The following is a 20,606-nucleotide window of genomic DNA, read 5'->3' on the forward strand; positions in this document are numbered from 1 at the left end:
CAACGGGACGGGGGATTTCGATGCTTGCATTTGCCGGTGCTGCGGCCGCGATTCATTTCGACCGGCTGGGCCTTTCGCCCGTCGCGCTGGATCTCGGCTTCTTCCAGCTGCGCTGGTACGCGCTCAGCTATCTCGCGGCGATGCTGCTCGGCTGGTGGTACATGCTCCGGCTGATCCGCCAGCCCGGCGCGCCGCTCGACCGGCAGCAGGTCGACGATCTCGTCTATTACATCTTCGCCGGCGTGATCCTGGGCGGCCGGCTCGGCTATTGCCTGATCTATCGGCCGGAGATCTGGGCGCATCCGCTCGACGTGCTCAAATTATGGGAAGGCGGCATGTCGTTCCATGGCGGCTTCGTCGGCGTGATCGCGGCGCTGTGGCTGTTCACCAGGCGCCAGGGCCTGTCGATGCTGCGCGTGTGCGACTATGTCGCCTGCACCACGCCGTTCGGGCTGATCCTGGTCCGGATCGCCAATTTCGTGAACGGGGAACTATGGGGTCGGCCGAGCAGCCTGCCCTGGGCGATGGTGTTTCCCGGCACGCGAGACGGCATCCCGCGCCATCCGAGCCAGCTCTACGAGGCGGCGCTGGAAGGCGGTGTGACGATGCTGGTGCTGGCCTGGCTGTTCTGGCGGACCGATGCCCGGCTCGTCCCTGGCCGCCTGGTCGGCGCGGGGCTGGTGCTATACGGCTCCGCCCGCTTCCTGCTGGAATTCCTGCGCCAGCCCGACGCCGGGCTCGAGCATCTCTGGTGGGGCCTGACCATGGGGCAGACGCTGAGCCTGCCCATGGTCCTGGCCGGCCTCTGGCTGGTCGCCCGCCCGGCCGTGCGGATGCCTGCCGCTTCCTAGACGGCCACTTCCTGCGCCGTCCGGCCTTCGCCGCCGAAGATGCGCAGATAGCGGGCGATCTCGGCCGGGTCGCCGGTGGCCTTGGACGGGTTGTCGGAGAGCTTGACCGCCGGGCGGCCGTTGGCGCTGGTAACCTTGGCGACGAGCGAGATCGGCTCGAGGTCGTGGCCGCCGGCGGGATCGCAGCCGCGGAAATCGTTGGTCAGGTTGGTGCCCCAGCCGAAGCTCATCCGCACCCGGCCGTGGAAGTGGCGATAGGTCGCCTCGATGCTGTCGACGTCCATGCCGTCCGAGAAGATCAGCAGCTTGGTGCGCGGATCGCGGCCGCGTGCCTGCCACCAGGCGATGATCTGCTCGCCGCCTTCGATCGGCGGCATCGAATCGGGGCGGAAGCCGGTCCAGTCGGCAACCCAGTCCGGCGCGTCGCGCAGGAAGGCAGTGGTGCCGAAGGCATCGGGCAGGGCGACCAGCAGGTTGCCGTCATAATGGGCGCGCCATTCCTCCAGCACGCGATAGGGGGCGGTGGCGACTTCCGCGTCGGTCTCCGCGAGCGCGGCGAGGACCATCGGCAGCTCGTGCGCATTGGTGCCGATCGCCTCCAGGTCGTTGTCCATCGCGAGCAGCACGTTCGAGCTGCCGATGAAGCGGCTGCCCAGGCCTTCCTTCAGCGCCTCCACGCACCAGCGCTGCCACAGAAAGCCATGGCGGCGGCGCGTGCCGAAGTCCGAGATCACCAGATCGGGAAGCTGGCGCAGGCGCTCGACCTTGTCCCACATCTTCGCCTTGGCGCGGGCATAGAGCACATCGAGCTCGAACCGGCCCTTGCCCTTCAGGGCGGCACGCGAGCGGAGCTCGTTGACGATGGCCAGCGCGGGGATCTCCCACATCATCGTGTGGGTCCAGGGGCCGGCGAAGTGCAGCTCGAACTGGCCGTCGACCCGATGCAGGTCATATTCGGGCAGCTCGAAATCGGCGAGCCAGGCGATGAAGTCGGGCGCGAACATGCGCTGCTTGCCATAGAAGCTGTTGCCCGCGAGCCAGATGAGCTCCTTCTTCGAGAAGCGCACGGTGCGGGCATGATCGAGCTGGGCGCGCAGCTCGGCCTCGTCGATCACCTCGGCCAGGCGGACGCTCTTCGTGCGGTTGATCAGCGAGAAGGTCGCCTGCACGTCCGGGTGCAGATGGCGGATCATCTGCAGCATCAGCAGCTTGTAGAAATCGGTGTCGAGCAGGCTGCGGACGATCGGATCGAGCCGCCAGCCATGATTATAGACGCGCGTGGCGATGTCGGTGACGGGCAAGGCTTCCTCCGGATATGGCCGGTGACGATAGACGCGACGGCGGGGCTCAGCGAGGGGCTTCGCCGGGCGGGCGGTAACGATAGAGCTCGGCGGGGCGGAACGAGGCACCGGTCTCGCGCTCGCCGGTCGGCTCCAGCCAGCCGCGATCGAGCATGCGGCGGCGGAAGGCGGGCTTGTTCAGCCGCATGTCGAGGATCGCTTCGTACACGTCCTGCAGCGCGCGCAGCGTGAAGCGCTCGGGCAGCAGGGCGAAGGCGATGCCGGAATAATCGAGCTTGCCGCGCAGCCGCAGCATCGCGACGCCGAGCATCTCGCCATGGTCGAAGGCGAGGGCGAGCGGCGCTCCCTCGGCGGGCCGGACCTCGACCGGGCCGCCGGCCTCGCCTCGCCAGGGGACGGTCAACTCGGCCAGCGCCAGCCCGGGCGCCGCCTTGAGCGCGGCGGCGAAGGCGGTGGCCGGGATCAGCGCGAAATAGGCGACGCTGATGATCCGCATGCGGGGATCGCGGTCGACCGCGCCGAAGGTGTAGAGTTGCTCGACCCAGGCATCGGCCATGTGCGCCTTTTCGGCGAGGATGCGGCGCGCGGCCGCGTCCAGGCTCTCGCCGATGCCGACGAACCCGCCGGGCAGCGCCCAGCTGTGTTGGAACGGATGCTGGTCGCGGCGGGTGAGCAGCACGGCGGGCGCGCCGTCGACTACGCTCATCAGGATCAGGTCGACCGCCACCGACGGGCGCTCGAACGCCGCCGGATCATAGCTTTCGAGAAAGGCCGCTTCGTCCATTGGCGCTACCTTATATTCACTATGCGCTTTACTTATGCGTGTATCGGATATATGTCAAATACGGAACCGGAGACGGGTGATGAAGAAATTTGTGATCGTCGTGGACATGCAGCGGGATTTCGTGGCGGCGGACGGGGCGCTGCCGGTGCCGGGTGCCGGGGATATCGTCGCGCCGATGCGGGACTGGCTGGCCGGGCTGCGGCCGGAGGAGACCGAGGGTGTTCTGTTCACCTTCGATACGCATGTGCCCGAAATCTACGCGGCGTCCGAAGAGGCTAAGCAGTTCCCGCCGCATTGCGTGAAAGGCACGCCGGGCTGGCAGCTGGTGGTCGATCCGGGCGCGGTCGATCCGGCGATCCCGACCTGGCGGCTGGAAAAGGGCGTGTTCGACATGTGGGCCGAGGAGGGGATCGGGATCGCGCCGATCGACGGCGACCGGCTCCGGTCACGCAACCGGTTCTTCGGCGATCTCGCTCGGGCCGGGATAGAGGAAGTGACGGTGGTCGGTGTCGCGGCGGACTATTGCGTGCGCTGGGCAGTGGAAGGGCTGCTCGAGCGGGCCTTCAACGTGACGGTGCCGTCGACGCTGACGCGCGGCATCGAACGCCAGATCGACAGGGTTGCCGTGGAGCAGTGGCCGGACCTGCCGGTGGAGATCGGGTGATGGGCGACATTCGCAAATCGAAGATGTTGTCGCTGTGGCTGCGGCACGACCCAGGGGCGGGCGGGCTGGTGCTCGATGCGCAGGGCTGGACCGAAGTGGACGCAGTGCTGGCGGGGTTCGCCCGGGCGGACGTAGCCTGCAGCTGGGACGAACTGCTCCGCCTGGTCGAGGAAAGCGACAAGCAGCGCTTCGAGCTTTCCGGCGATGCGGCGCGGATCCGGGCGCGGCAGGGGCATTCGGTGGCGGTGGCGCTCGACTGGCCCCGCACCGCGCCGCCGGCCCTGCTGTGGCATGGCACCGTCGCGCCTTTCCTGCCGGCGATCCTGGCGGAGGGGCTGAAGCCGATGCGGCGCCATCACGTCCACCTCTCGGGCGATCGCGATACCGCGACGCGCGTGGGGCAACGGCGCGGGGCGCCGGTGCTCCTGGCCGTGCGGGCGGCGGCGCTTGCCGAGACCGGCCGGGATTTCTTCCTGACCAGCAACGGGGTGTGGCTTACCGAGGCGGTGCCGCCCGCGTTCCTCGAACCCTGGGAGCCGAAATGATGCGTGCCGATCGTGTGCCTTCGCTATGGGAGTGGTTGCTGCTCTGGGTGTGCCTGAAGCTGCTGTTCCGCAAGCGCCGGCCGCCGCCGCATCACCTGAAGCTCCGGCACTGAGCAGAGCGGCTTGACAGAATCGGCAAAAGCGAGGATTTCGGCGGGCCCGAGCGGGTATGGTGAAATGGTATCACAGGAGCTTCCCAAGCTTCTAGCGCGGGTTCGATTCCCGCTACCCGCTCCAGCTTCCCCTTGATTCCGAAGCCGTTGCCGCGAATCGCGGGCGATGCGTCATGCGTGGTTCCCACGCGCGATTAAATCAGACTATTGTGCAGGCCATGCTCCGCTGGCTCTCCGCGCTCGCCCTTTTCCTCGCCGCTCCCGCTTTCGCCCAGGCGCCGCATCTGGAAGGCGGGCGGCTGATCGTCGACGGGAAGCCGTTCCTGATCCGCGGGGGCGAGCTGGGCAATTCCTCGGCCACCGATCGCGCCTGGCTGGCGCCGCACTGGCCGCGGCTGAAGGCGCTGCATCTCAACACGGTGCTGGCGCCGGTGACCTGGGAGGCGATCGAGCCGGAGGAGGGCAGGTTCGACTTCGCCAGCCTCGACTGGCTGATCGAGGATGCGCGGGCCCATGACATGCGGCTGGTGCTGCTCTGGTTCGGCACCTGGAAGAACAGCATGTCGACCTATGTGCCCGCCTGGGTGAAGCGTGACGGCAAGCGCTTTCCGCGCTCGACCGGCAAGGATGGGCAGCCGCAGGACATATTGTCGGTGTTCGGCGTGGCGACGCGCGACGCCGATGCGCGGGCCTTTGCCGCGCTGATGCGGCATCTGAAGGCGATCGACGGCGACCGGCACACGGTGCTGATGGCGCAGGTGGAGAATGAGATCGGCTTCCTGCCGACCGCGCGCGAGCACGGCCCGCTGGCGGACGCCGCCTTCGCGAAGTGGCGGGGCGGCGAGGAGGCGTTCACCGCGCATCATTATGCGCGCTGGGCCAATGCGGTGGCCGAGGCCGGCAAGCGCGAATATCGGCTGCCGATGTACGTCAACGGCGCGCAGGGGCGGCCGGGCAAGCTGCCGGGCGACTATCCGAGCGGCGGGCCGCTGGCGCACCTGATGCGGACATGGAAGGAAGCGGCGCCCGCGATCGACATGCTCTCGCCCGATATCTACTTCCCGAACTTCGCCGGCATCGCCGACGGCTATGCCGTGCCGGGCAATCCCCTGTTCGTGCCCGAGGCCAATCAGGCGGGCGACCCGCGCGCGCCGGCCAATGCGATGCGCGTGATCGGCAAGCATGGCGCGATCGGTTTCAGCCCCTTCGCGATCGAGAATATCGCCGACCGGGACCGGCTGGGCAGTTTCTACGCGATGCTCGAGCAACTGACCCCGGCGCTGTTCGCGGCCCCGGCGCGCGCGGGGTTCGCGCCGCCCGTCAGCTTCGAGGGCGTGGTCGACAGCGCACCGCAGGCGGCAACGCTCGGCGGCTATGCGCTGACCATCGGGTTCGTCGATCCCTGGACGCCGAAGGACAAGCAGGAGCCGGGCGAGCATGGCGGGATCCTGCTCTGGCTGGGCGGCGAGGACTATCTGGTCGCGGGCAGCGGGATCACGGTGACCTTCGGGCCGCGCGTGGGCCTGGATTTCGTCGAGGAAGGTCGGTTCGTCGACGGGAAATGGGTGGCCGGCCGGAAGCTCAACGGCGACGAGACGCATCAGGGCCGGCACGTCCGCCTGCCGCCCGGGCAGTTCGGCATTCAGAAGATGCGGCTCTATCGTTATTGAGACCCGAGTGAGCCAAATCATATCCCGAGCGTTACGATCCTGATGGAAAGACTCTGGTTCATTACCAATCCCGGCTCGGGATCGACCACCAAGGCCAAGTGCGATGCGCTCGAAGCCGTGTTCGCGGAGCGCGGGCTGACGCTTGTCGGCCGCACTGCGTTTCCCGCACAGGCGATGCCCGACGGGGCGGAGCTCGACCGGGACAAGGTCGACACGGTGGTGCTGTTCGCGGGCGACGGGACGATCAACGCCGCGCTCACGGCGCTGCGGGCCTGGGAGGGCAGCTTCCTGATCCTGCCGGGCGGGACCATGAACCTGCTCGCCAAGTCGCTGCACAGCACGCTCGATCCCCAGGCGATCATCCAGGCCGCGCATGACGAGACGACACGGATCGCCTTGCCCTATATCCAGGCGGCCGGGAATCGCGCGTTCGTCGGGCTGATCATGGGGCCGGCCACCGCCTGGTTCCGTGCGCGCGAGGCAGTGCGCAAGGGCGCGTTCAGGCGGCTGTTCCAGGCCGCGCACGTCGCGTGGAGCCGTACCTTTGGCGGCAGCGGCATCCGCATCTCGGGCGTGTCGGCGCTTGCGGGCCGCTATCAGGCGGTGTTCGTCCGGCCCGAGCGGGGCGAACTGCACGTGGCGGCGGTGGATGCGCGCGACTGGAGCGCGATCGTGCAGCTGGGCTGGGAATGGCTCACGGGCGACTGGGTCGCGGCGCATGCGGTGAGCGAGAGCCTTACCCGCGAGCTCGCCGCCCGTGGGAAGAAGCCGGTGCTGGCGCTGTTCGACGGCGAGCCGGTGTCGCTCGCGTCGGGGACCCCGATCACGGCGGGGATGAGCCGCAAGGCCTTCATCGCGACGCGCACCGGGCTGGGATGACGCGGCTCTTCCATGTCAGCGACGTCCATTTCGGGCGCGAGGACCGCGCCGCGGTCGACTGGTTCGCGGCGCGGGTCCGCGAGGAGCAGCCCGACGCGGTGATCGTGACCGGCGACCTGACGATGCAGGCGCGGGCAAGGGAATTCTCGGCCGCGGCGCAGTGGCTCAAGGGCCTTGGCCGGCCGGTGACGGTGGAGGTGGGCAATCACGACCTGCCCTGGTTCAACCTCTGGGCGCGATTCGTCACGCCCTACAAGCGCTACCATGCGCTCGAACGGATGATCGAGCGGCCGCTCGACGCCAAGGGCGTGGCGGTGGTGCCGCTCAAGACCACCGCGCGCTTCCAATGGCGGCTCAACTGGTCGAAGGGCTATGTCAGCACCCGGGCGCTGCGGGCATCGCTGGCGCTGGTCGAAGCGGTGCCGCCGGGCGGCCTGGTGTTCGTCGCCTGCCACCATCCGCTGGTGGAGGGCGGCACCCGGATGACTTCGGAGACGCATCGGGGGCCGGAAGCCCTGGGCGCGCTGGCCCAGGCGGGGGTGGACGCGGTGCTGACGGGCCATGTCCATGACCCGTTCGACATCGAGCAGCGGATCGGCGAGCGCACGGTGCGGCTGATCGGGGCGGGCACCCTGTCCGAGCGCGTGCGGGCGCGGCCGCCTTCGTTCAACGAGATCAGCGTGGCGGGCACGGGCTTCTCCACCCGGGCGCGGTTCATGGGGGAGGGGAGCGTTCCCCTCTGATCACCGTTTCGAGATGTCCTGCCCGAACACCAGCAGATTGCCGTCCGGCGCCACCACCATCAACTCGCGCTGGCCATAGATCTGGTCGACCGGCCCATGGATGTCGCCATCGTTGAGCAGGGACGCCTTGGGCTTCAGCTCCGCGGCGATCGCCTCCACATCCTCCACGTCGACATAATAGCAGAAGCGGCGATTGCCCGGCGGAGCGCCGTCGTCGCCGACATTCTCCAGCAGGCGGAACCCCGCCTGCTCGCGCTGGACATAGGCATAGTTGGACGTGCGGAAATAAAGCGTGAAGCCCAGCACCTCGGTGAAGAACCAGACGGCCTTCTCGAAGTCCGGCACATGCATGAACGGTGTAACGCGATAGAGATTGGCCATCGTCCGCCTCCCCGAAAGGCGCGCCCCATTACCGGAGCGGAACGATAGCGCAATCCCGATACGCAGTTAAGCGCGGGAGAACCTAAGTTCGGAACAGGCCCAGCGGCCCGCGCCCGCCCGTGCTCCAGGTCGACCAGTTGGGGAAGACATAGGGCATGTCCGCATCGTTGACGCCGTGCCAGCGGGCGATCGCGCCGATATATTCCTCCTGCGCCACGGCGGGCACGAAGCGGCCCTCGCTGCTCACATCGGTCGCGCCGCCGAGCACCGGGTCCGGATAGGCGCCGAAGATGCCGCCGGGCGCGACATTGCCGCCCACCACCAGGTGATTGCTGCCCCAGGCATGATCGGTGCCGTTCTGGGCGTTGCCGCGATAGGTGCGGCCGAAGTCGCTCATCGTGAAGCTGGTGACGTTCTCGGCCATGCCGATCGCCTGCATCGCGCGGTGGAAGCCGGCCAGCGCCATGGCGAGGTCGCCGAGCAGGCCCGCATGGGTGCCGGTGTCGTTGTTGCCGCCATTGGTCTGGCCCGAATGATTGTCGTACCCGCCCTGGCTGACGAAGAAGGTCTGGCGGCCATGGCCCAGGCTGCCGCGCGCATCGATCATCCGGGCGACGCGCATCAGCTGGCGCGCGACATCGCTGGTGAGCGCGGCACCGGTCGCCGGATTGACGAAATAGCCGTCGAGCGAACTGTTCGCCGAGATGATCGTGTTGGCGGTGGTCGCCTGGTCATAGCTGGCATTGATGTCGCGCGCGCTTGCCTCCGCGACGTCGCCCAGGCCGGCGGCGGAGGAGAAGCTGGCGAGCGCGGCGTTCTTGGCGTTGTTCGCCGCGTTGCTCATGGTCGAATAGCCCGAGCGGGTGAGCGTGCCGGTGGACGGCAGCACCAGCGCCGAGCTGGTCTTGCCGATCACCGCCAGGTTCGAGCCGGCGATCGAGATCATCGACGGGACCGCGCTCGTGCCCATGCGGTCGGTCAGTCGCCCCATGAAGCCGTCGGTCGCGAAGTCGCGGGCGCGCAGGCCCTGCCAGTGCGCCTGCTCGTCCGAATGGCTGAGCAGGTTCATCGGGCGCAGATCGGCGCGCGACTGGTAGGTGGCCTTGGTGAGCGGTGCATAGAGCGTGCCGGCATTGAGGACGAGCGCCAGGCTGCCCTCGTCCCAGAGCGGACGCAGTGCCGCCATCGCCGGATGGAGCGCATAGGGCGCGCCGGTCAGCGCGGTGAGCTGGCTCGCCTTGATGCCCACGGTGCCGCGCGAGGCCAGATACTGGGTATGCCGGGCATCGGTGGGGATCACCATGTTCCAGCCGTCATTGCCGCCGAACAGGAACACGCCCACCATCGCGCGATAGCTGCCGCTCGGCGCCGCGATGGCGGTGGTGCGGCCGAGCTGGCCGATCGCGGCGAGCGCGCCGGTGCCGGCAGTGACCTTGAGGAAGTCGCGTCGGGAAATCGTCATTGGTCCGGCTCCTCAGCGGTCGACCAGGAACATCGGGCTGGTGGCCGCGACGTAGAGCATCATCTGGGCGCGGCGGCGCGCCTGGACATTCGCATCGGCGTTGGTGATCGGCGTGACGGCGGCCTTGAGCGCGTCCTTCTGCGCCTGGTTCAGCGTATTGGCGAACAGGGTCAGGTCGATGCGGGAGACCATTGCGTCGAGATCGGTGCCATAGGCTTCCCAGCTCGCCCATAGCGGCTGGGTGAGCGAGGACATGGGCAGGCCGGAATCGAGCGCATATTCGCTGCGATTGGCGTCGCCCGAGATGGTCCAGTCATAGACGAAATTGTGCCAGCGCAGCACGTTGGAGGTGTTGAGCAGCTTCGAGGCCGGGCTCTTCAGCACGGTCGATCCGGGAAGCGGGAAATCGTCCGGATAGAAGTTGAACACCGAGGGCGCGCGGAACACCGGCTGGCCGAGATTGCTGTCGCGGGTGGTGAAGACATAGCCGTCGGTCGCGAAGCCGATCGCGCGGGCGAGCGCGGTCATCAGCAGCACCGGTTCCTTGAGCTTGCCGCTGGTGCCGGTGGGCGCCGCGCGCGCCTCGCCGTCGAGCAGGGCGGCACGGACCACTGCCTTCATGTCGCCGCGCACGCCCTTGCCATTGTCGGCGAACACCGCCGCCACGCGGCCGATATAGGCCGGGCTCGGATTGGCGGTGACGAGGTGGACGATCATGTGGCGCGCGACGAAGGGCGCGGTGGAGGCGTTGTTGAACGCGGCATCGACCACCGCCGCGACACTGGCTTCCTGCGTGGCACCTGCGGCGACGGTGGCGCCGAGGAATTTCTTCTCCGTCGTGTCGTAGCGCGATGCGACCTGGATCATCGGCTTGGCATAGTCGCGGGCATTGCCGTCGGTGATCGCGGCGCCGCCGACCCGGGCATAGGTCCAGCCGGTCAATGCCCTGGCGACGCCCTTGATGTCGTCGGTCGCGTAGTTGGGAACGGCCGCGCCGCTGCCGTCGCGCTTCAGGCTGCCGTCCATGTTCAGCTGGTCCGGCCCCATTGAGAACAGCTGGAGCAGCTCGCGGGCGTAATTCTCCGACGGGCCCGACTTGTTGCTGTCGGCCATGTCGAGATAGTCGCCCATATAGCCGCTCATCGTCACCTGCTGGAGGATGTCGCGGTAATTGCCGAAGGCGTTGGCGAGGAAGATCTGGTTGAATGCGGCGATGCCCGCAGTCGAGTTCACCTCGGCTTCGGAGGCGACGATCATCTGGCCGAGCGCGAAGGCGGTGCGCTGGCGCAGCTGGTCGGAACCGGCGACGGCGTTGGCATAGAAGCGCATCGCCACCGGCGTGCGGCTGAAATGCGCGCGCGAGCAGACCGTGTCGTTGCTCGCGCAAAAATCGCGACGCACTTCGGTGGCGAGATCGGCATAGGAGCTGCTGGATGCGGCGAGTTGCTCGTCGACCCAGGCGGTAGCGCCGAGCTGCCTGATCCGCGCGACCAGATCGGGGGTGGGGCCGAAGCTTGCCTGCTTGGCGAGGCGCGCGGCATCACCCTCGGTGAAGACGGCGGGCGAGGGTGTCGGCGCGGGTGCCGCGACCACGCCGCCGCCACCTCCGCCCGAAGCCCCGCCACCACCGCCCGAATCGCAACCCGCGAGCGCGAGCAAGCCAAGCGCCGCGCCAAGCACGGCCGGTTTTCTTTGCCGGAACACCAATTTCCCCCGCCCGCCGCGAGAAGCCGCGACCTGCACGGGCCTGCATAGTTTGCCGGCGGATTCCCAACAACCTGCAGAAATACCTAAGGCGGAGTTCAGTGCGATTGCAAAGGGCGCAATGCCGCAGGCCTGGCCGATGGTTGCGCTGTCGTAATGGTGCAACCGGCGACGAGGCGAGCCGAATGCGGGATGGAACGCCCGATGCGGAGGCAGTTGACTCCAAGGCAATCGTGTCTCATATTTCTGTTATGACAGAAATTACGGACAACGCTGTTCAGTTGCCGATCGCGGTGCAGCAGTTCGTGCTGCACTGGGGCGAGATGGGCGGGCAATGGGGCGTCAACCGCTCGGTCGCGCAGATCCACGCGCTGCTCTATCTCTCCGATCGCCCGCTCAATGCGGAGGAGATCAGCGACACGCTGCGCATCGCGCGGAGCAACACGTCGAACAGCCTGAAGGAGTTGCTCGGCTGGAAGCTGATCCGCCGGGTGCCCGTGATGGGCGACCGGCGCGACCATTACGAGGCCGAGGTCGATCTCATGCAGATGCTGACCCGCATCGCCCAGGGTCGCAAGGAGCGCGAGATCGATCCGGCGGTGGCGGCGCTGCGCGTATGCACCGAGGAGGCCAGGCGCGACGGCCGCATCTCCGGCATCGCGCGCCAGCGGATCGAGGCGATGCAGGATTTCGTCGTCACGATCGACGATTGGTACCAGCAGATGATGAGCGTGCCGCCGGGGCGGCTGATGATGCTGATCCGGCTGGGCAAGCGAATCCTGGCCTTTCTGCCGAAGGGCAAGGCGGAATAGCGGCCCGTGCGGCTGCGGAAAGGGTGGCATATGGGCATGGCGGTCGGAGCAGCGGCGCAAGGCTATGCGCCGGGTTCGCTGGCCCGCTACGCCGCCTGGCATCGCAGGCCGGCGCCATGCCGCGACGACGCGGAGAGCCCCTTTGCCCGGCTGCTCGGTGCGCGCTGGCTGTTCCTGCCGCCCGCGACGCGCCGCCGCTTCCTGCGCAAGATCGAGGCGGGGGCCTGTGTTTCCTATCTCGGTGAAGTCGCCGAATGCCGGATGAGCCGGGCGGGATGGGTGCTGGCGCAAGCCGCGCGGCTGATCGGCGCGCCGCTGCCGCTCGGCACGGATGTGGGCATGTCGGCCAGCGTGAGCGTGACGGCGGATGCCGATGGCCAGGGGCAATATTGGACGCGGCAATATGGCCGTGCACAGGGTTTTCCACAGGTTATCCACAGCGCCAAGCGCTTTGCCGGGCCGACGGGAATCGAGGAATATCTGGGGCTTGGCGTCGGCATCGCGCTCAGGCTCGAGGAGGCGGGCGGGGCGCTGCTGTTCGTCAGCGATCACTATTTCCTGAAGCTGGGCGGACTGCGTGTCCGATTGCCTGGCTGGGCGATGCCGGGGGCGTTGACGGTGGGGCATATGGACCTGGGCGGCGGACGGTTCCTGTTCAGCCTCGACCTGGTGCATCCCTGGCTCGGCGAGCTGGTCCACCAGCTCTGCGTGTTCGCGGATCCGGCGGAGTGAACGGGCGTGGTCCTCTCGCCGGCTGCGTGGCCATCCTCGCCGCTGCCTTGGCCGGTTCGATCGGTTTCATGTTCCTTGCGGGCAGCTTCGATAGCGGCCTGTTCCTGCTCTGTCTGTTCCCTGCCGTGATACTCGCATCCGGCCACATGGTTTTCATCGCGCTCCCGGTTTACCTGATGCTGGTCGATCGATGGCCGCTGCGCTGGTGGAATGCCGGTTTGGCCGGCTTCCTGATCGGCGCGATACCCATATCGCTGCTCAGCCTCGGTGGCGGCCCGGATGCGAAAGCGCTGCTTTCAGCGATATTGTGGTTCGGCGGTGCGGGACTCGTCGATGGGCTGGCCTTTGGTGTGGTCCGCGGCGAAGACATCGTGATGCAAGACGACACCGAATGAGCCGCATCCTCGTCATCGGTGGCTATGGCGGGTTCGGGGCGCGGCTGAGCCGGCGGCTGCTCCGCGCCGGGCACCGGGTGCTGGTGGCGGGGCGGCGCTTCGACCGGGCGGCGGCCTTTTGCGCGGGGCTGGAGGGCGCCGAGCCCGTGGTGGCGGACCGGACCAGCGGCATCGGCATGGTGCTGGCGCGCGAGCGGCCCGATCTGGTGATCGATGCCGCCGGCCCTTTCCAGGGCAGCGGCTATACCGTGCCCGAAGCGTGCATCGCGATGCGCATCCCCTATCTCGACCTGGCGGATTCGCGCGACTTCGTGACCGGGATCGCGGCGCTGAACAAGGGGGCCGCGGTGACGGTGCCGATCGTCAGCGGCGCCTCGAGCGTGCCGGCGCTATCCGGCGCCGTCGCGCGTGCGCTGGCGGAGGGGCTGGCGCGGGTCGAGCGTGTCGATATCGCGATCAGCGCTTCGAACCGGGCCGTGGCCGGCCCCTCGGTGGCGGCCGCGATACTTTCCTATGTCGGCAGGCCGGTGCGCGTCTGGTGCGGCCAGCGCTGGACGCGGGCGACGGGCTGGCAGGAGCTGCGCCGCGAGTGTTTCGCCATCGGCGAAGGGAGAAGGGCGCTCCGCCGCTGGATCGCGCTCGCCGAAGTGCCGGACCTCTCGCTGCTGCCGGAACTGTTGCCGGGCCGCCCGGCCACGACTTTCCGTGCCGGCACTGAGCTCGGCTTCCAGATGCTTGCCCTGTGGTTGCTGAGCTGGCCGGTCCGCTGGGGCTGGCCCGGGACGCTGCGCGGCGCGGCACCCTGGCTACACAAGCTCCAGCGGATCACCGGCTGGGCGGGGAGCGACCGATCGGCCATGTCGGTGACCCTGGTCGGGACGGGCGTCCGCCGGCGCTGGACGCTGATCGCGGAGAAGGGAGACGGGCCCGAAATTCCCACGCTGGCGGCGGAACTGCTCGCCGGCGACATTCTGGCCGGTCGCGTGCCGCCGGGCGCACGGGATGCGAGCCGGCTGCTGACGCTCGACCGGTTCGAGCCGCTCTTCGCCGGCCTGGCCATCCGCCATGCGGTGCGCGAGTACGCGGTCGATCCGCTCTACCTACGGGCCATGGGTACGCGCTTCGCGCGGCTGCCGGAGCAGGTGCGTGCGATGCACGCGCTATGTGGCGATGCCGGTGCAGAGGGTGAGGGCGCGGTGCGCCGGGGCAGGGGCCTGGCCTGGCTGGTCGGGCGGGGGATGGGGTTCCCGCCGAGCGGCAGCTATCCGCTCCGCGTCGCCTTCGCGGCCAGCGGTGGCAAGGAACGCTGGACGCGGGATTTCGGCGGCCATGCGTTTTCGAGCGAACTCAGCCAGGCGGGGCAGGGCGTCGCGGAGCGCTTCGGCCCGCTGCGCTTCGCCTTCGACCTCCCGTCGGACGGCAAGGGGCTGCGGATGGTGTTGCGGCGCTGGAGCGCGTTCGGCGTGCCGATGCCGCGCTTGCTGGGGCCCCGCATCATCGCGCGCGAATGGCAGGAGGATGGGCGCTTCCGCTTCGAAGTGGGGGTGGCCCTGCCGCTGCTCGGCGAGGTGGTCCATTATACCGGCTGGCTGGCGCGCCGCTAGCGCAGCCAGCGTGCCATTTGCGGATAGGCGGGGAGGCCGAGCTTCGCGGCCTGATGCGGCTCGGCGGCCATGCCGAAATATTGCAGCATCGGCGGCCCCGGGCCCGCGCCGCTGTCGAAGGCGAGCGCCAATGCCTCGCCGCCGCCGAGATAGCCATCGGGATGGAACAGCGTGCGCGTGTCGAGCCCGATCGCGCGGGCGGCGGCATAGGACCAGGCGATGGCCGCCATCTCCTCGCCGGGATCGTCGCGGACCGCGCACAGCGTCGGGCGATCGGCGGGATCGGTGACGGCGACATGGCCGGCCTCGTGGAGCAGGTCGCCGGGATGGAAGGGGCGGGCGGGATCGAGCACCAGCCCGCCGCTTCGAACCTCGATGCCGGGCAGGAAGCTGTCGCCCGCGATCCTGCCCCGAGAAACCGGGATCCCGATCTCGGCCAGAAAATCCAGGATACGGATCGTGTCGGGGTGATCGAGCGACATGGCGCCAAACTAGCGGCTTGGGGCAGGTACGAAAAGGGCGGCCCGTCGCCGGACCGCCCCTTCGTTGTTCCGTGAAGAACCGCTTAGCGCTTCGAGAACTGGAAGCTGCGGCGAGCCTTGGCCCGGCCGTACTTCTTGCGCTCGACCGTGCGGCTGTCGCGGGTCAGGAAGCCCGCGCGCTTCACCGGGGTGCGCAGCGCCGGCTCGTACTTGGTGAGCGCCTGGCTGATGCCATGCTTCACCGCGCCGGCCTGGCCCGAAAGGCCACCGCCCTTGACGGTGCAGACCACGTCATACTGGCCCTCGCGCTCGGTGATGCCGAACACCTGGTTGATGACGAGACGCAGCGTCGGACGCGCGAAATAGACTTCCTGGTCACGGCCGTTGATCGTGATCTTGCCGGTGCCCGGCTTCAGCCACACGCGGGCGACGGCGTCCTTGCGGCGGCCGGTCGCATAGGCGCGGCCGAACTTGTCGAGCTCCTGCTGGCGCAGCACGGCCGGGGTCGACGGCTCGTCCAGCTGGCCGGCGAGATACGCCTCGGCGCGGTTGTCGGACGAAGCCTGGGCCTCGGCGGCCACAGCCTGCTCGCCGGCGGCGATGGCGCCGAGATCGGAAAGGGACTGGCGGTTGTCGGACATTATGCGCCCACCTTGTTCTTGCGGCTCATGCCGGCGATGTCGAGGACCTGCGGGTTCTGCGCTTCGTGCGGATGCTCAGCACCGTTGTAGATGCGCAGGTTGCGCATCTGCTGGCGGCCCAGCGGACCGCGCGGGATCATGCGCTCCACGGCCTTTTCGAGCACGCGCTCCGGGAAACGGCCCTCGAGCACCTTACCCGCGGTGATCCCCTTGATGCCGCCCGCATAGCCGGTGTGCTTGTAATACACCTTCTGCGCCAGCTTCTTGCCGGTGAACCTGATCTTGTCCGCGTTGATGACGATGACATTGTCACCGCAATCGACGTGCGGGGTGAAGCTCGTCTTGTGCTTGCCGCGCAGGACGTTGGCGATCACGACGGCAGCGCGGCCGACGATCAGGCCGTCGGCATCGACGATGTGCCACTTCTTCTCCACCTCGGCCGGCTTGGCCGACTTGGTGGTCTTCATCAGCGCCTTCATGGGCGAGACCTTTCGAGTATGAAACGCAAGCGCGCCACCCTTCCGGGCAGCGCGGTTGATGGCCCTCTGACGATTCGCGCGGAGAAAGTCAAGAAAAGCGCGGGTTTGCTGACGGGTATTGGAATACCTTGGACTATTCCGCGGCCGGATCCACGGTGAGCAGCGTGACGCTGACCTTCTCCACGCCGCCCGCCCGGATGCGCAGCGTCCTGCTGTTGCGCGCGATCAGCCCGGTGCGGGGATCCATGTCGGTCACACGCTCGAGCGTCACGTCGGCCGCCTCGGCGCGGACGGTGCTGCGAACCAGGCCGCCGGGCAGGACGACCACGGTGCGCAGCCCCTCGAGCGGTGTCGCCTCGCCATAGGCCGAGCTGCCGGGCAGGCGGACCGGCGTGGTGCCGGGCGCCACCGCCGCGTCCGCGATCACCGCCTGGACGAGCGAGCCGAGCATCGCGCGCTGGCGCTCGATCGGCAGCGCGCGGAGCGGGGCGGCGATGCGCGCGGCGAGCTTCTCGCGTTCGGCCGGTGCCAGGGTGCGCCGGGCCGCGGCGATCTCGGCGACGCGCCGGCAGAAACGCTCCCACAGCGCCGGCATGTCGTCGATCGCGACGATGGCGCCCTGCGGATCGAGATGGAAGACGAGCGTGCTGCCGGCAAAGGCCTCGAACCCGGCTTCATAGCCGGCGCCGGTGCTGTCCGGAGTTTCGCCGGTGCCGGCGCGCAGCGCCACTTCGGCGCGATAGCCCAGGCCTTCGCGCGCGAAGCGGACATGGCGCTCCATGCGATAGATGCGGGCATCGTCGCGGCGCTCCGTCACCACCCGGATCGGCACATCCAGCGGCGGGGTGAAGCCCGCCGCGCTCGCCTGGAGGACGATCGCAGTGAGCAGCATCAGCGCGTCTCGCCTTCCACCCAGGCGCCCACCTGCTCGTCGGCCGTCACGGTCCAGCTCTCGATCACCGGCAGTTCATAGGGGTGGAGCGCGGCGATCCGGGCGTGCAGCCGGGTGGCGAGCATCGGGCGGGTCTTGAACAGCACGGGCACTTCCTCCGCCCGCTCCAGCGCGCCGTGCCACAGATAGAGCGAGGTGCAGGGGGCGAGGATGTTGGCGCAGGCGGCGAGATGCTCGGCGAGCACGGCTTCCGCCACGCGCTCGGCATCCGCGCGGTTGGCGAAGGTCACATAGAAGAGCGTGAGCGCGCTCAAGCGCCGGCCCGGCTGCCGGCGACGTGCGCGCCCCAGGCGGCGGCGATCACCACCAGCGCGCCGGTCAGCTGATGGAGCGCGGCGAGCCAGATCGGCACCCCGGCCATCACCGTGGCGATGCCGAGCAGGATCTGGGTGCCGAAGGCGCTGTGGATCGCGATCGAGGCGCGGCGGCTGGCGGCGCGCACCTTGCGCGCGAGCAGGATCAGCCCGGCCACCGTCACCCAGGCCCACCAGCGATGGATGAAATGCACCACCGCCGGATCGGAGAAGAGGACATGGCCCAGGCTCGCGCCCTGCTGAGTCACGCCCGGGAAGAAATGGCCGTTCATCAGCGGCCATTGATCGGTCACCAGCCCGGCATCGAGCCCCGCGACCAGCGCGCCGTAGAAGAGCTGGACGAACAGCACGAGCAGCACCACGATGGCGAGGCCGGTCAATCTGGCGGGGCGCGCCGCCGGGTTGCGGTTCAGCGCCAGCAGGTCGAGCGCGGTCCACATGATGCCGCCCAGCGTGAACAAGGCGGTGAGCAGGTGCGCGGCAAGCCAGAAATGATCGACCGCGGTGCTGGTCTTGTTGAGCCCGGACTGGACCATCCACCAGCCGAGCGCGCCCTGCAGCCCGCCCAGCGCGAGCAGCGCGGTCAGCCGCCAGCCATAGCCTTTCGGAATCGCACGGCGGACGGCGAACCAGACCAGGGGCAGGAAGAAGGCGAGCCCGATCACTCGCCCGAGCAGCCGGTGGAGATATTCCCAGAAGAAGATGTTCTTGAACTCGGCCAGCGACATGCCGCGGTTCAGCTGCTGATACTGGCCGATCTGCTGGTAATGGGCGAACTCGGCCTGCCACTGGGCATCGGTGAGCGGCGGGACGGCGCCCGACAGCGGCTTCCACTCGGTGATCGACAGGCCGGATTCGGTGAGCCGGGTGATGCCGCCGATCACCACCATCAGCACGATCAGCGCCGCGACGACGAACAGCCAATGGGCAAGGGCGCGGGGACGGGCGGACGCGGGAAGCGAAGTCATCTGGAGCACGGGGCGGAGGTCTAGTGGTGAAGGGGTTCGATGGCGAGTCCTGCTCGATGGGGCTGCAACGCGGCCGCGAAGTCGGCCACGGTTACGATCTCGGGCAGGCGCACTGGGTTGCGCAGGCTCGGTTCTGGGATGCCGAGTGTCTTGAACGCATGCGCCGCCATGAACTCGATCTCCTCCGCATCGATCGAGAGAAAATCGGCGAAGGAATCGTCGGGATGGGGCGCGATGCCTCGCGCGTAATAGGGTCGCACTAGAGCATGCACGCAGTGTGCGATCTCCGGCGCAAAGCCGCGTTCGGCGAGCGAGCGGGCAAAATCGTCGGCAGACAGGCCCAGGCGCTGCCCCGCCTGCGCGCGCTGGCGCCGGTCGAGCCAAAGCGTCGCCATCCAGCCGGCGAGCACGGCAAGGCCGATTGCGAAAAGAAACCCCGTCAAGGTCGCGCTCCCGTCATCGCTCGGATCCTAGGCGGCCCCCATGCGCGGAAGCAATGAGGTTAATCATTTTTAGGGATTCGTCTTCGCCCCGCTTCCGCGCATAGTCGGCCCTCGAGGTCGAAAAACAGGGGGAAACGGGCAATGACCCAGCGGTTGACACGGCGGCAGGCGATTGGCGGGGCCGTGGCGGCCGGGGGGCTGGCGAGCTGGCCGGGCCTGATCGCGATGGCGGCCGAACCCGAGACCCTGTTCCGCGAAGTGCTGCTCGTCGACGGGACGGGCGCGGCGCCCCGGCTCGCCAATGTGCTGGTCGCCGGCGACCGGATCATCGAAGTCGCGCCCGCTTCGGCAGGAGGCTCGGCGGTGCGGATCATCGCCGGCGAGGGGCGCGTGCTCGCGCCCGGCTTCATCGACATGCACAGCCATGGCGATCCGCTGGACGACAGCTACGAAGCCTTTCTCGCGATGGGCGTGACCACGATCACTCTTGGCCAGGACGGCAGCGGCCCCCGGCTCGGCAAGGATCTCGATCCGCGGAGCTGGATGGCCGCGGTCGATCGCGCGGCGATCGACGTCAATGTCGCCCTGCTCGCCAGCCACGGCACGCTGCGGCGCGCGGCGGGCGTGCCGGATTCGGTCCGCCGCCCCGACGCGGCCGAGCTCGCGCGGATGGCAGCGCAGCTCGATGCCGAGCTGGGGGCGGGGGCGTTCGGCCTGTCCTATGGCCTGGAATATGTGCCGGGCATCTATTCGGAGACCGCGGAGCTGACCAATCTCGGCAAGGTGGTGGCGCGCCATGGCGGCGTGGTGATGAGCCATATGCGCTCGGAAAATGACGAGGACATCAAGGCCTCGATCGACGAGCTGATCGCCTCGTCGCTGCCGGCGCGGCCGCACATCTCGCACCTCAAGGTCGTCTTCGGCAAGGGCGAGGCGCGGGCCCGCGAGCTGCTCGCCTATCTGGCCGAGAAGCGCCGCCAGGGGATCGACCTGACCGCCGATCAATATCCCTATGAGGCCGGCTATACCGGCATCGCGATCCTGTTCCCCAAATGGGCGCTGCCGCCGACGGACTATGCCAAGGTGGTCGCCGAGCGGCGGCAGGAACTGCGCGCCTATCTGGTGCAGCGTATGACCCGGCGCGGCGGGCCGGAGGCGCTGCTGATCGGCACCAGGCCCTATGCCGGCAAGACGCTGGCCCAGGCAGCGCAGGAGGCCGGGCTGCATTATGCCGACTTCCTGATCAAGATCGGCCCGCAGAGTGGATCGGGCGCGCATTTCACCCAGGACAAGGCATTGCAGGACGTGCTGCTGGTCGACCCGCACGTCGCCTTCTCCACCGATGGCGGCCCGGGCATGCGCCATCCGCGCGCGACCGGCACCTATGCCAAGCTGGTCGAGGAATATGTGGTGCGCGACCGCAAGCTCACGATCGAGGAGATGGTCCGCAAGGGCACCGGCTATCCCGCCCATATCCTGCGCCTGGGCGATCGCGGGGTGGTCCGTGCCGGGGCGAAGGCCGACCTGATCCTGTTCGATCCGGCGAAGGTGAAGGCGCGCTCCACCTATGTCGATCCCTTTGCCAGGGCCGAGGGGTTCGACCTGGTGATGGTGAATGGGAAGCCCGCTTTCGAGGGCGGCGTGCGCGTGGGGAAGAGCGGGCGGCTGCTGCGGCGAGGGCGATAGC

At 68.5% G+C, this 20,606-nt stretch carries 23 protein-coding genes and 1 tRNA gene; 12 read left to right on the forward strand and 12 right to left on the reverse strand.

Annotation, left to right across the window (positions count from 1 at the left end):
- Positions 1 to 14: 14 nt before the first annotated feature.
- Positions 15 to 851 carry a prolipoprotein diacylglyceryl transferase gene (gene lgt, locus ACIQCS_RS17080; protein ID WP_401531406.1) on the forward strand — a complete coding sequence of 279 codons (837 nt, stop codon included), beginning with the start codon at positions 15 to 17 and terminating at the stop codon, positions 849 to 851.
- Here lgt and pncB read toward each other — a convergent pair.
- Both pncB and ACIQCS_RS17090 read right to left on the reverse strand, forming a co-directional pair.
- Positions 848 to 2,152, reverse strand: a complete 1,305-nt coding sequence (gene pncB / locus ACIQCS_RS17085; RefSeq protein WP_345848150.1) for a nicotinate phosphoribosyltransferase — start codon at positions 2,150 to 2,152, stop codon at positions 848 to 850. The two genes, lgt and pncB, sit on opposite strands and share 4 nt — an antisense overlap.
- 46 nt (positions 2,153 to 2,198) lie before the next feature.
- A complete protein-coding gene (locus ACIQCS_RS17090) occupies positions 2,199 to 2,936 on the reverse strand; it encodes an NrtR DNA-binding winged helix domain-containing protein (protein ID WP_345848149.1) in 738 nt (245 codons plus the stop codon).
- 79 nt (positions 2,937 to 3,015) lie between these two features.
- Here ACIQCS_RS17090 and ACIQCS_RS17095 point away from each other — a divergent pair, with 79 nt between their 5' ends.
- The 6 genes from ACIQCS_RS17095 (at position 3,016) to ACIQCS_RS17120 (ending at position 7,550) form a co-directional block, all read left to right on the forward strand.
- Positions 3,016 to 3,600, forward strand: a complete 585-nt coding sequence (locus ACIQCS_RS17095; protein WP_345848148.1) for an isochorismatase family cysteine hydrolase — start codon at positions 3,016 to 3,018, stop codon at positions 3,598 to 3,600.
- Positions 3,600 to 4,145, forward strand: a complete 546-nt coding sequence (locus tag ACIQCS_RS17100; protein WP_345848147.1) for an RNA 2'-phosphotransferase — start codon at positions 3,600 to 3,602, stop codon at positions 4,143 to 4,145. The genes ACIQCS_RS17095 and ACIQCS_RS17100 overlap by 1 nt, the downstream gene beginning before the upstream one ends.
- Before the next feature lie 163 nt (positions 4,146 to 4,308).
- Positions 4,309 to 4,382, forward strand: a tRNA-Gly gene (locus ACIQCS_RS17105).
- A 94-nt stretch (positions 4,383 to 4,476) separates the two neighbouring features.
- Positions 4,477 to 5,928 carry a DUF5597 domain-containing protein gene (locus ACIQCS_RS17110; RefSeq protein WP_345848146.1) on the forward strand — a complete coding sequence of 484 codons (1,452 nt, stop codon included), beginning with the start codon at positions 4,477 to 4,479 and terminating at the stop codon, positions 5,926 to 5,928.
- Positions 5,929 to 5,970: 42 nt separating this feature from the next.
- On the forward strand, positions 5,971 to 6,807 hold the full coding sequence (locus ACIQCS_RS17115) for a diacylglycerol kinase family protein (RefSeq protein ID WP_345848145.1): 837 nt from the start codon (positions 5,971 to 5,973) through the stop codon (positions 6,805 to 6,807).
- Complete coding sequence (locus tag ACIQCS_RS17120; protein ID WP_345848144.1) at positions 6,804 to 7,550, forward strand: metallophosphoesterase; 747 nt, start codon at positions 6,804 to 6,806, stop codon at positions 7,548 to 7,550. The genes ACIQCS_RS17115 and ACIQCS_RS17120 overlap by 4 nt, the downstream gene beginning before the upstream one ends.
- Here ACIQCS_RS17120 and ACIQCS_RS17125 read toward each other — a convergent pair whose 3' ends face one another.
- The 3 genes from ACIQCS_RS17125 to ACIQCS_RS17135 all read right to left on the reverse strand — a co-directional run bounded on the left by ACIQCS_RS17125 (position 7,551) and on the right by ACIQCS_RS17135 (position 11,097).
- A complete protein-coding gene (locus ACIQCS_RS17125) occupies positions 7,551 to 7,931 on the reverse strand; it encodes a VOC family protein (RefSeq protein WP_280278950.1) in 381 nt (126 codons plus the stop codon).
- 82 nt (positions 7,932 to 8,013) lie between these two features.
- A complete protein-coding gene (locus ACIQCS_RS17130) occupies positions 8,014 to 9,393 on the reverse strand; it encodes a DUF1501 domain-containing protein (RefSeq protein WP_345848143.1) in 1,380 nt (459 codons plus the stop codon).
- A gap of 12 nt (positions 9,394 to 9,405) precedes the next feature.
- The gene (locus tag ACIQCS_RS17135) at positions 9,406 to 11,097 is read right to left on the reverse strand and encodes a DUF1800 family protein (RefSeq protein ID WP_401531370.1); all 1,692 of its coding nucleotides are present in this window, start codon (positions 11,095 to 11,097) and stop codon (positions 9,406 to 9,408) included.
- A gap of 251 nt (positions 11,098 to 11,348) precedes the next feature.
- Between ACIQCS_RS17135 and ACIQCS_RS17140 the strand changes: the two genes are divergently transcribed.
- From ACIQCS_RS17140 to ACIQCS_RS17155, 4 genes are read left to right on the forward strand one after another with little or no spacing between them, the layout of a single operon-like run.
- Positions 11,349 to 11,909, forward strand: a complete 561-nt coding sequence (locus ACIQCS_RS17140; RefSeq protein WP_345848139.1) for a MarR family transcriptional regulator — start codon at positions 11,349 to 11,351, stop codon at positions 11,907 to 11,909.
- A gap of 36 nt (positions 11,910 to 11,945) precedes the next feature.
- Entirely contained in the window at positions 11,946 to 12,641 is a 696-nt protein-coding gene (locus ACIQCS_RS17145) for a DUF4166 domain-containing protein (RefSeq protein ID WP_345848137.1), read from the forward strand.
- A 26-nt stretch (positions 12,642 to 12,667) separates the two neighbouring features.
- Entirely contained in the window at positions 12,668 to 13,036 is a 369-nt protein-coding gene (locus ACIQCS_RS17150; RefSeq protein ID WP_345848135.1) for a hypothetical protein, read from the forward strand.
- Positions 13,033 to 14,640, forward strand: coding sequence for a DUF4166 domain-containing protein (locus ACIQCS_RS17155; protein ID WP_345848134.1), 1,608 nt, complete (start codon positions 13,033 to 13,035; stop codon positions 14,638 to 14,640). Before ACIQCS_RS17150 ends, ACIQCS_RS17155 begins: the two co-directional genes overlap by 4 nt.
- Here the strand turns inward: ACIQCS_RS17155 and ACIQCS_RS17160 are convergent.
- The 7 genes from ACIQCS_RS17160 to ACIQCS_RS17190 all read right to left on the reverse strand — a co-directional run bounded on the left by ACIQCS_RS17160 (position 14,637) and on the right by ACIQCS_RS17190 (position 18,919).
- Entirely contained in the window at positions 14,637 to 15,122 is a 486-nt protein-coding gene (locus ACIQCS_RS17160) for a hypothetical protein (RefSeq protein ID WP_345848132.1), read from the reverse strand. The genes ACIQCS_RS17155 and ACIQCS_RS17160 overlap by 4 nt on opposite strands.
- Positions 15,123 to 15,205: 83 nt before the next feature.
- Positions 15,206 to 15,763, reverse strand: a complete 558-nt coding sequence (gene rpsI, locus ACIQCS_RS17165; RefSeq protein WP_345848130.1) for a 30S ribosomal protein S9 — start codon at positions 15,761 to 15,763, stop codon at positions 15,206 to 15,208.
- The gene (gene rplM, locus ACIQCS_RS17170; protein WP_280278941.1) at positions 15,763 to 16,242 is read right to left on the reverse strand and encodes a 50S ribosomal protein L13; all 480 of its coding nucleotides are present in this window, start codon (positions 16,240 to 16,242) and stop codon (positions 15,763 to 15,765) included. Before rplM ends, rpsI begins: the two co-directional genes overlap by 1 nt.
- Positions 16,243 to 16,375: 133 nt before the next feature.
- Positions 16,376 to 17,134 (reverse strand): hypothetical protein, encoded by a 759-nt coding sequence (locus tag ACIQCS_RS17175; protein WP_345848128.1) that lies wholly within the window; start codon positions 17,132 to 17,134, stop codon positions 16,376 to 16,378.
- Positions 17,134 to 17,448, reverse strand: a complete 315-nt coding sequence (cutA, locus tag ACIQCS_RS17180; RefSeq protein WP_345848127.1) for a divalent-cation tolerance protein CutA — start codon at positions 17,446 to 17,448, stop codon at positions 17,134 to 17,136. The genes ACIQCS_RS17175 and cutA overlap by 1 nt, the downstream gene beginning before the upstream one ends.
- On the reverse strand, positions 17,445 to 18,476 hold the full coding sequence (locus ACIQCS_RS17185; RefSeq protein WP_345848125.1) for a COX15/CtaA family protein: 1,032 nt from the start codon (positions 18,474 to 18,476) through the stop codon (positions 17,445 to 17,447). Before ACIQCS_RS17185 ends, cutA begins: the two co-directional genes overlap by 4 nt.
- A gap of 20 nt (positions 18,477 to 18,496) precedes the next feature.
- Positions 18,497 to 18,919 (reverse strand): hypothetical protein, encoded by a 423-nt coding sequence (locus ACIQCS_RS17190; protein ID WP_345848122.1) that lies wholly within the window; start codon positions 18,917 to 18,919, stop codon positions 18,497 to 18,499.
- A 141-nt stretch (positions 18,920 to 19,060) separates the two neighbouring features.
- Here ACIQCS_RS17190 and ACIQCS_RS17195 point away from each other — a divergent pair, with 141 nt between their 5' ends.
- The gene (locus ACIQCS_RS17195; RefSeq protein WP_345848121.1) at positions 19,061 to 20,605 is read left to right on the forward strand and encodes an amidohydrolase family protein; all 1,545 of its coding nucleotides are present in this window, start codon (positions 19,061 to 19,063) and stop codon (positions 20,603 to 20,605) included.
- Position 20,606: the final 1 nt, after the last annotated feature.

The organism is Sphingomonas sp. NPDC092440, assembly GCF_044754985.1.
Lineage (GTDB): Bacteria > Pseudomonadota > Alphaproteobacteria > Sphingomonadales > Sphingomonadaceae > Sphingomonas.